The following is an 8612-nucleotide window of genomic DNA, read 5'->3' as shown; positions in this document are numbered from 1 at the left end:
GCGACCCCGGGCTCCGCGGCCTCGCCCCAGGTGAGCGCGGGCGCCGCGCCGGGCTGTCGCGCGACCTGCACGGTGCTGGTGGCGGAGACCTTCAGCAGGCGGTGCGGCTCGAGCACCTCGATCGCGGTGACCTCGTTGCCGAAGTAGTCCTTGTACTCATACGTCCACGGCTTGGGCGAGACCTCGAGCCGGTGGTGGACCAGGATCTGGTCGGGCGTGGTCAGGGGCGTCAGCCGCGCCTGGTTGTAGGAGGCGACCGCCGGCCCGTCGTACCTGAACGTCGTGGTGTGCACGATGCGAAACTGCATGCTCATCTCGATCAGCTCCTCAGACCGGCTGCCACGCCAGTGCCTCGGCACCCGCGAAGTAACGCTTGGTGACCGCCTCGGTGGCCTCGGCGCAGGTGACCTGGAGCCGCTCCATCTCGGCGGGCAGGTCCGCCAGCAGATCGTGGAGCGAGCGATACTCCAGCGACGCCCGCATCCGGCCGATCAGCCGGTGGGCCTCGTCGGAGAAGCCCGCGCGCCGGGTCGTCCCCTCGAGCGTGTCCAGTGCCCCTTCCGCGCGCTGCAGAGCGTGCACCACCGACCGCGGGAAGATCCGGTCCAGCAGCAGGAACTCGGCGGCCGCCTGCTCGGTCTCGACCCCTTTGTTGACCCGCAGGAACGCGTCGTACGCACCGCAGGCGCGCAGCGTCGAGTTCCACTGGGACGCACCGCCGGCGGAGGTCAGCGACGTGGTCGCGACCAGCCGTGAGGTCATGTCGGCGCGCTCGACGTAGCGCCCGAGCATCAGGAACTGCCAAGACTCATCACGCATCATCGTGGCGTCGGCGGTGCCGTTGATCTGGGCCACCCGGTCGCGCACCCAGCCGAAGACGAACGGAGCCCGCATGTGCTTGAACTGGCCGGCCGGGATCGCCCGGTAGGTGGTGTTGAGCGCCTCCCACAACGGCACCGAGAGCGTCTCCCGCGCCCCTCGGGCCGACTCCCTGGCCGCCCCGAGCGCATAGGCCATCGAGGTCGGAGCGGTGGTGTCGTACGCCAGCATGTCCAGGAGCTGCGGCAGCCCGACCTTCTCGTCCTCGGCAGGCTCGATGCCCATCACCGCGAGCAGCGAGCGGCAGGCGGTCTCCTCATCGGTGGCGGCGTCCTCGAGGATGTGCTGGGTCTGTACGTCGAGGATGCGCGCGGTGTCCTCGGCACGTTCGACATAGCGTCCGATCCAGAACATCGACTCAGCGATGCGGCTAAGCATTACGCAACCCCCTGCGTTTGACCCCGAACGGCCGGTCGGGACGACGTAGGTCCGGCGAGCACCCAGGTGTCCTTCGAGCCGCCGCCACGGGAGCTGTTCACGATCAGCTCGCCCTCTGCGAGCGCCACCCGAGTCAGGCCACCGGGAAGAACCCAGACCTTGTGGCCATCATTGACCGCGAACGGCCTCAGGTCCACATGCCGCGCCCCGAGACTGTGTCCTCCGCCTGCGGCAGCATCGGCATCGAGGAAGGTCGGGACCGTGGAGAGCTGCACCACCGGTTGCGCGATCCAGGAGCGGGGGTCCTCCAGGATCCTGCCCCGCAACGACTCCAGCTCGCGGGCGGAGGCGGCCGGTCCGATCACGATCCCCTTGCCGCCGGAGCCGTCGACGGGCTTGAGCACGAGCTCGTCGAGCCGGTCGAGGACTTCCTCGCGCGATGAAGCATCGCCCATCCGCCAGGTGTCGACGTTGCGGATGACCGGGTCCTCGCCGAGGTAGTAGCGGATGATGTCGGGCAGGTAGGTGTAGACCAGCTTGTCGTCGGCGACCCCGTTGCCGACCGCGTTGGCCAGGGTCACGTTGCCCGTCCGGGCGGCGTCGATGAGCCCCACGCAGCCGAGCATCGAGTCGGGCCGGAAGTGCACCGGGTCGAGGAACTCGTCGTCGATGCGGCGATAGATGACGTGGACCGGCGCGAGCCCCTTGGTCGTACGCATCAGCACCTGTCCGTTGCGGCAGACCAGGTCACGCCCCTCGACGAGCTCGACCCCCATCGTGCGCGCCAGCAGGGCATGCTCGAAGTAGGCGCCGTTGTAGACGCCCGGGGTCAGCACCACCACCGTCGGGTCGGCGACACCGGCCGGCGCGGCCGCCCGCAGCGCGGCGAGCAGCTTCTGCGGGTAGTTGGCGACCGGCCGGATCCGGTGCTCGGCGATGGTCTCCGGGAGAGCGGCCGAGATCGCGCGGCGGTTGGTCATGACGTACGAGACTCCCGACGGGACCCGGACGTTGTCCTCCAGCACCCGGAACTCGCCGAGGTTGTCACGGACCAGGTCGATGCCGGAGACCTGGATGCGTACGCCGTTGGGCGGGTGCACTCCTGCGGCAGCGCGGTGATAGTGGCTGGAGGTGGTGATCACCTCGCGCGGGATCACCCCGTCCTCGAAGATCTTGCCCTCGTCGTAGATGTCGGCGAGGAACATCTCCAGCGCCGCGACCCGTTGCTGGACGCCCTGGTCGATCGTCGTCCAGGCGTCCCGCTCGATGACCCGCGGCACGATGTCGAGCGGGAAGGCCCGTTCCTCACCGCCGATGTCGAAGGTGACGCCCTGGTCGAGATAGCTGGCCTGCATCGCCTCGACCCGGCTGACCAGCTCGGATGCGCTGAGCCTGCGCAACGAGTCGCCGAGCCGTTGGTAGGGAGGCCTCAGCTCGTTGCCGACGAACATCTCGTCGTAGGCCGGATCCCGAGTGACGTAGGCATCGAACATCTGGCTCATGAACGCAACCTACTGAAATCCGTGTCACGGCGCTGTTGCCCCACGCGACCGCCCGCCCGAAAGATGGGCGCCCCGAAGATGTGGGTCACATCCGGGCGGCCGCGCAGGTAGGTTGGCTGACATGAGCGACGAGCACGCAGGCGAGTACTACTACTGCCTCAAGCACAAGACCGTCGAGCCCTACGAAGGCTGCAAGGCCAAGGACCGCCTCGGTCCCTACGCCTCCCACGCCGAGGCCTCCCGGGCACTCGACACGGTCGAGGAGAACAACGAGCGCTGGGACAAGGAAGACAAGGCCTGGGAGGGCGACGCGGGCGTCGAGGACAAGTAGCTTCTCGGCGCGCGGTGAGCCTCAGCGCGGGGTGACTCGCAGGAGAAGATCCTCGCCGCCGCCGTTGTCGGTGGTGACGAGCAGGTCGCCGTCGGAGGCCACCGAGACCGTACGCAGCCGCCCGTAGCCTCGCATTACCTCGGGCGAGCGGTCCTCGGTGAGCTTCCCCGACTTGGCGAAGGAGAGGATCCGCAGCTCGGAGTCCTTGAGCACCGCGACCGCGAGCGCCCCGCCGTAGGCGCCCCACCGTTCCTGGACCGGGATGAAGCTGCCGCCGCCGGTGGCAACGGTCGGGTTGCCGGAGTCCCACTTGGCCTCGATCTGCTTGCCGGGCAGGTCCTGGTCGGTCATCGGCACCGACTCGTCATAGCCGGAACCCGGGTTGTAGCCGTAGTCGCCGCCGAGGGTGATCTGGTTGACCTCGTCGTCGCGGTCGGTGCCGTGCTCGATGCCCCAGATGGTGCCGTCGGCCCGCTGGGCGAGCCCCTGTACGTTGCGGTGGCCGAACGAGGTGATGTAGCGGCGCGGACCCTCGTCGCCGGCCCACGGGTTGCCCGGCCACGGCTTGCCGGTCTTCGGGTCGAGGCGGAGCGTCTTGCCGCCGAAGGATTTGAGGCTGCGCGGGTTCTCCTCGTTGGCCGCGTCCCCGGTGCCGACCCACAGCGCCCCGTCGGCGCTGATCAGCAGCCGGCAACCACCATGACGTCCGGAGCTGGTGGGGAAGCCGTCGAGCAGGGTCCGCTCCTGGGTGGCGCGAGTGAGTCCGGCGTCGAGGGTCCAGGAGATGACGCGTACGTCCTCACCTCCGTTCCACCCCTGACAGGTGTAGATCCGTCGGTTCTCGGCGAATCCGGGATCGATCTCGAGGCCCATCAGGCCCGTCTCGCCGGAGACCCAGATGTCGTTGTCCTCGAGCGGGATCTCGCGGCGTTGGCCGTTCTCGACCAGCGACAGCACCGCCCGCTCGCGCTCGGTGAGCAGGAACCGCCCCTCGCCGAGGTCGGCGACGTCCCACGGGTGGTCGAGCTCGTCGTTGACCACCTCGACGTCGAGCTTCGGCACTCGGTCGGAGGTCGGGAGCACGGCCGGGGGAGTGGACGACGAAGACGGAGCGCTCGCGGAGGCGTTCGCGCTGGCCGAACCGGACGGGTTCAGCGGTGGCGGAGTGGTGGCGGGAGAGGAGCTGCCGGCGCAGGCCGCGGTCGAGAGCCCGAGAATGATCGCGGAGGCGAGGGCGGGGACGGCGCGCATGAGGCCGACGCTACTGGGCGCCGAAAGGTACGACGGGACGTTTGCGTCGTTTTACCCAACGGTAGCCGACCAGAACGTCCCGTCGTATCCCGCCGGGCGCGGGTGCGGCAACCGACATCGGCCACGTCTTAGGGTGTGCGCTTGTGACGAACGTGATCAGGGCGATGCGCAACCACCCCTCCGCGGTACTGCTCCTCGGGCAGGTCGTGGCGATCCTGGCCTACCCGTTCCTCGACGTCTCCACCGCCGGCCGGGCAGTGCTCGGCGTGATGCAGTTGCTGCTCCTGCTGACGGCGGTCGCGGCCGTACGTCTCACTCCCGCCTTCTCCTGGGCGGCCGTCATCTTCGGCGGCCCGGCGACGATCTTCGCGGTGTGGGAGTCGGTCGCGCCCAACGAGGGCTGGGTCGTGCTGACCTCGGCCTTCTTCCACGTGCCGTTCTACCTCTTCGTCTCCTACGCGTTGATCCGCTATCTGTTCCACGACGACGTCGTGACCCGCGATGAGCTCTACGCGACCGGGGCGGCGTTCACCGTCGTGGCCTGGGCGTTCGCCTACCTGTACGCAGCGGTGCAGGTGATCTGGCCCGGCTCCTTCGGCGACCACCGGCAGTGGTTCGACCTGCTCTATCTCTCGTTCACGACCCTGACCTCGGTCGGCCTCTCCGACATCGTCCCCGTGCTCCCCAACGCCCGATCGGTCGTGATGATCGAGCAGGTCGGCGGCGTCTTCTACGTCGCCCTGGTGGTCGCCCGCCTGGTTGGCCTGGCGGCCGCCAGGGCTCGACGCGGCTAGCGGACGAACAGGACGAGTTGGTCGATCTGGGCCCGACCTCTGCCACCGGACGAGCCCAGATCGACCATTCGCGACGCGGGTTATCCACAGGCCCGCCCAATTGCGGTGGCCGTAGAAGTCCTGCCGATGCACCGTGGGCGCATGGGGAAGACAACGGAAAGGCGGGCGCCGCGGCGACGCAGCGGCCGCTGGGTGAGCCTCGGGGCCGGGGTGCGGCTCCCCAAGCAACTCGCCGAGACCGATCCGGTGTGGGCTCGCATGCGAGCGTGGGCCGAGCGCCTGCCCGACGGCACGATCTTCACCGGAACGACCGCCGCAGAGGCGTACGAGCTCTGGCTGCCGCCCCTGTCACCGGATCGCCCAGTCGAGGTATCACTCCCGAGTGGGGTACGGGTGCGTCGACCCCAGGTCGAGGTGACGCGTCAGCTGCTGCCGCCACACAGCCACGGGATCGACGGGATACGGATCGCGACGGTTCCAGAGACCGTGCTTGCCGCGGCCCGGCGTCTCAGTCTGCTGGACCTGATCGTGCTGGTCGACGGCGTACTGCATCAGCGGGGTTGCACCCGTGAGGATCTGGAGGAGATGGCCCGGGGCAGCCGTGGCGGGCCGCGGTTGCGCGAGGCGCTCACCCTCGCCGATGGCAGATCGGAGTCGCCGTGGGAGTCGTTGCTTCGGATGCTGCATCTGGCGTGCGAAGTGCCGGTGGAGCCTCAGGCCGAGCTGTTCGACGACAGCGGTCGCTTCGTGGCTCGAGCCGACCTGCTGATCATCGGGACCAGAACCCTGCAGGAGTACGACGGAGCGGTGCACCGGGACCGAGGTCAGTACGCCCGCGACCGCCGACGAGACTCGCGGCTCGCCGACGCGGCCTACGTACGGCATGGCTACGTCGCACCGGACGTCCGATTCCGTGCCGCGATGATCTTGCGGGAGGCCGACGAAGCGCTCGGCCGAACCTACGACCCGACCCGCCTGGACGCCTGGTACGCCCTCTGGCGCGGATCCCTGTGGGAACAGGACCCGAGAAGTGGTCAAAATGGGCCCGACGCTGAGCCGGCGGACGGCCCAAATTGACCACTTCGTTGGAGCAGATCCTCAGAAGGTGTGCTCGGGGCCGGGGAAGGTCGAGCCCTTGACGTCGGCGATGTAGGCGCCGGCGCCCTCAGACAGGACCGACTTCACGTCGGCGTACTGCTTCACGAAGCGGGCCATCTTGCCCTCACGCATCCCGAAGGCGTCCTGCCAGACCAGCACCTGGCCGTCGCAGTCCGGGCCGGCGCCGATCCCGATCGTGGGGATCTCCAGCTCCTTGCTGATCTGCGCGGCGACGTCGCCGGGGACCATCTCCATGACGACCGCGAACGCGCCGGCCTCCTGGACGGCCTTGGCGTCGTCGATGATCCGGTCGGAGTTGCCGCGGCCCTGCACCCGGTAGCCACCGAGGACGTGCTCGGACTGCGGGGTGAAGCCGATGTGGGCGATGACCGGGATGCCGCCCTCGGTCAGCTTCTTGATCACCGGGGCCATCTCGGCGCCGCCCTCGAGCTTCACGCAGTGGGCGCCGGCCTCCTTCATGAACCGCACCGCGGTCAGGTAACCCTGCTCCGGCGAGGCCTGGTAGGAGCCGAAGGGCAGGTCACCGACGACCATCGCCCGCTTCACGCTGCGCGAGACCGCGCGGGTCAAGGGGAGCAGCTCGTCCACGGTCACCGGAAGCGACGTCTCGTTGCCGAGGACGTTGTTGGAGGCCGAGTCACCGACGAGCAGCAGGTCGACCCCGGCCTCGTCGAAGATCTGGGCGGAGTACATGTCGTAGGAGGTCAGCATCGTGATCTTGTCGCCACGCTGCTTCATCTCGCGAAGATGATGCGTGCGGACCTTCTTCACGGGCTTCGCGGGCGCATTGCCCGCGGCGCCGGAACCGTACGGTGCGGTCTCCTCGGCAGAGGGGTTCGTGCTCATCATCGAGCCTTTCTGGTGTCATCTCGCAGCTCCCTGATGGAGTCCACGGACTCCTACCAGCGTATGTCCAGAAGACGGCGTCGCGCTGTGGCGGTGATCACTCTCTGTCGAGCTCGGCCTCGAGGCCGGCGATCGCCTCTCGGTCGTCCTCGGTGTCGCCGTGAGATCCGGCGAACCAGGAGGCGAACTGGTCGATCTCGTCGAGGCGCCATTCCAGGTCGAAGAGGCCACCCGGTGCGCGGAGGTCGCGATCGGCAGGGGCCAGCTTCATCGACTCCCAGTCAACGAGGACGATGCCCGACCCGGTGAGGATCTGGTTGCGCTCGTGCGGTTCGCCGTGGGTGGTGACCCATGCTCCGGGATCCTCGGCTGCGCCGAGCCGGTGGTATCTCGCCGTCCAGTGGGCGATCTCCGGCAGCGCCGTGCGGATCGAATCTCGCGCTCGCTCTCCGAAGGGCCCCCGATCCCATGGAACGGAAGCTCGTTTGGCCAACTGTTCGGCGAACAGCCGGCCGACCAGCGGTCGCCAGCGGGCGATCCGGGCCGGCGGGGTCGTCGCGTGCAGTCGCTCGAGAAGAGGACGTACGCCGTCGGCGACCGCAGGGCGCTCGCCGGCCACCCACGTGGTGGCCGACAGCAGACCGTCGCCGGCCGGAACGGCGAAGCGCGCGTCCGACGCCCGCACCGGTGGAACCACGAACTCGAGTCCGGCCTCGTGGAGCGCAGCGGCACCGGCGTACGCGCTCGCCAACGTGGACGGCGTATGACGGCCCGGCTTCGGCAGGTCGTACGTCACGAAGAGACGTGGCTCGCCCGCCGCCGATGCGCGCCAGTGCCAGGCTCCGAAGCCCACCGGCAGATGCTCGACGCGGTCCACGGCGGGATCCCACAGGGCACGTACGAGGGCGAGCACGTCGTCCTCGGAGACACCGGTTGGCGGTTCGTTCACAGGCGATCGAAGGGCGCGGCGTAGGCGAACGTGCCGCGGACGGACTGGTCGTACGCCGTCAGCGGCCGTGCCTGGAAGTAGTTACCCCACGCGGGGTCGGGCGCATCGATGCCGAGGCTCGAGGCAGGCACGAAGCCGAAGCGGCTGTAGTAGTCGGGGGAGCCGAGGAGGACGACGACCGGCTCGCCCATCGCGTCGGCCGCACCGAGGGTCGCGTGCATCAGGGCCGAGCCGACGCCGTCGCGCTGCCGGGTGGGGGAGACGCTGACCGGGCCGAGGCCGAGGGCGGGGCGACCCGCGAGCGTCCCGCGAGTGGCCACGACGTGGCCGACGATCTCGCCGCCCACCTCGGCGACCAGCGAGAGCTCCGGGATCCAGCCCGGATCCTCGCGCAGCCAGCCCACCAGGGTCGCTTCGCCCGGGACACCGTCGGGCTCGACCGGTGGGGCGGAATGTTCCACACCGGAGAAGGCTGCGGCGGTGACCGCACGGATATCGGCCACGTCCTCGAGACGTTCACGTCGGATCAGCACGGTCCGACGCTAAACCGAAGGACAGTGTCG

General features: G+C 69.1%; 10 protein-coding genes. 3 read left to right on the top strand and 7 right to left on the bottom strand.

Annotated elements, in window-relative coordinates; genetic code table 11:
- The 3 genes from ACRDPS_RS13490 to ACRDPS_RS13480 all read right to left on the bottom strand — a co-directional run.
- The coding region (locus ACRDPS_RS13490; protein WP_431502156.1) for a transglutaminase N-terminal domain-containing protein at positions 1 to 314 on the bottom strand (314 nt) is incomplete at its 3' end.
- 13 nt (positions 315 to 327) lie between these two features.
- The gene (locus ACRDPS_RS13485; RefSeq protein ID WP_431502155.1) at positions 328 to 1257 is read right to left on the bottom strand and encodes an alpha-E domain-containing protein; all 930 of its coding nucleotides are present in this window, start codon (positions 1255 to 1257) and stop codon (positions 328 to 330) included.
- Positions 1257 to 2759 (bottom strand): circularly permuted type 2 ATP-grasp protein, encoded by a 1503-nt coding sequence (locus ACRDPS_RS13480; protein WP_431502154.1) that lies wholly within the window; start codon positions 2757 to 2759, stop codon positions 1257 to 1259. Before ACRDPS_RS13480 ends, ACRDPS_RS13485 begins: the two co-directional genes overlap by 1 nt.
- 121 nt (positions 2760 to 2880) lie before the next feature.
- Between ACRDPS_RS13480 and ACRDPS_RS13475 the strand changes: the two genes are divergently transcribed.
- Positions 2881 to 3090 (top strand): hypothetical protein, encoded by a 210-nt coding sequence (locus tag ACRDPS_RS13475; protein WP_431502153.1) that lies wholly within the window; start codon positions 2881 to 2883, stop codon positions 3088 to 3090.
- A gap of 21 nt (positions 3091 to 3111) precedes the next feature.
- Here ACRDPS_RS13475 and ACRDPS_RS13470 read toward each other — a convergent pair whose 3' ends face one another.
- Complete coding sequence (locus tag ACRDPS_RS13470; protein ID WP_431502152.1) at positions 3112 to 4341, bottom strand: PQQ-dependent sugar dehydrogenase; 1230 nt, start codon at positions 4339 to 4341, stop codon at positions 3112 to 3114.
- A gap of 143 nt (positions 4342 to 4484) precedes the next feature.
- Between ACRDPS_RS13470 and ACRDPS_RS13465 the strand changes: the two genes are divergently transcribed.
- Positions 4485 to 5135, top strand: a complete 651-nt coding sequence (locus ACRDPS_RS13465; protein ID WP_431502151.1) for an ion channel — start codon at positions 4485 to 4487, stop codon at positions 5133 to 5135.
- A gap of 141 nt (positions 5136 to 5276) precedes the next feature.
- Positions 5277 to 6212, top strand: coding sequence for a hypothetical protein (locus ACRDPS_RS13460; protein ID WP_431502150.1), 936 nt, complete (start codon positions 5277 to 5279; stop codon positions 6210 to 6212).
- A 21-nt stretch (positions 6213 to 6233) separates the two neighbouring features.
- Here ACRDPS_RS13460 and panB read toward each other — a convergent pair whose 3' ends face one another.
- The 3 genes from panB to ACRDPS_RS13445 form a co-directional block, all read right to left on the bottom strand.
- Positions 6234 to 7103, bottom strand: a complete 870-nt coding sequence (gene panB / locus ACRDPS_RS13455; protein ID WP_431502149.1) for a 3-methyl-2-oxobutanoate hydroxymethyltransferase — start codon at positions 7101 to 7103, stop codon at positions 6234 to 6236.
- A gap of 94 nt (positions 7104 to 7197) precedes the next feature.
- Entirely contained in the window at positions 7198 to 8049 is an 852-nt protein-coding gene (locus ACRDPS_RS13450; protein WP_431502148.1) for a hypothetical protein, read from the bottom strand.
- On the bottom strand, positions 8046 to 8582 hold the full coding sequence (locus tag ACRDPS_RS13445) for a GNAT family N-acetyltransferase (RefSeq protein ID WP_431502147.1): 537 nt from the start codon (positions 8580 to 8582) through the stop codon (positions 8046 to 8048). Before ACRDPS_RS13445 ends, ACRDPS_RS13450 begins: the two co-directional genes overlap by 4 nt.
- Between the last annotated feature and the right edge of the window lie 30 nt (positions 8583 to 8612).

Source organism: Nocardioides sp. (genome assembly GCF_050699375.1).
GTDB lineage: Bacteria > Actinomycetota > Actinomycetes > Propionibacteriales > Nocardioidaceae > Nocardioides.
This window is presented reverse-complemented; position numbering and strand designations above follow the sequence as displayed.

What these genes read in the sequence shown, in the direction of transcription:
- ACRDPS_RS13475 (WP_431502153.1), top strand. Translation starts at nt 2,881, where the DNA reads ATGAGCGACGAGCACGCAGGCGAGTACTACTACTGCCTCAAGCACAAG.
- panB (WP_431502149.1), bottom strand. Translation starts at nt 7,103, where the DNA reads ATGATGAGCACGAACCCCTCTGCCGAGGAGACCGCACCGTACGGTTCC.
- ACRDPS_RS13470 (WP_431502152.1), bottom strand. Translation starts at nt 4,341, where the DNA reads ATGCGCGCCGTCCCCGCCCTCGCCTCCGCGATCATTCTCGGGCTCTCG.
- ACRDPS_RS13485 (WP_431502155.1), bottom strand. Translation starts at nt 1,257, where the DNA reads ATGCTTAGCCGCATCGCTGAGTCGATGTTCTGGATCGGACGCTATGTC.
- ACRDPS_RS13460 (WP_431502150.1), top strand. Translation starts at nt 5,277, where the DNA reads ATGGGGAAGACAACGGAAAGGCGGGCGCCGCGGCGACGCAGCGGCCGC.
- ACRDPS_RS13480 (WP_431502154.1), bottom strand. Translation starts at nt 2,759, where the DNA reads ATGAGCCAGATGTTCGATGCCTACGTCACTCGGGATCCGGCCTACGAC.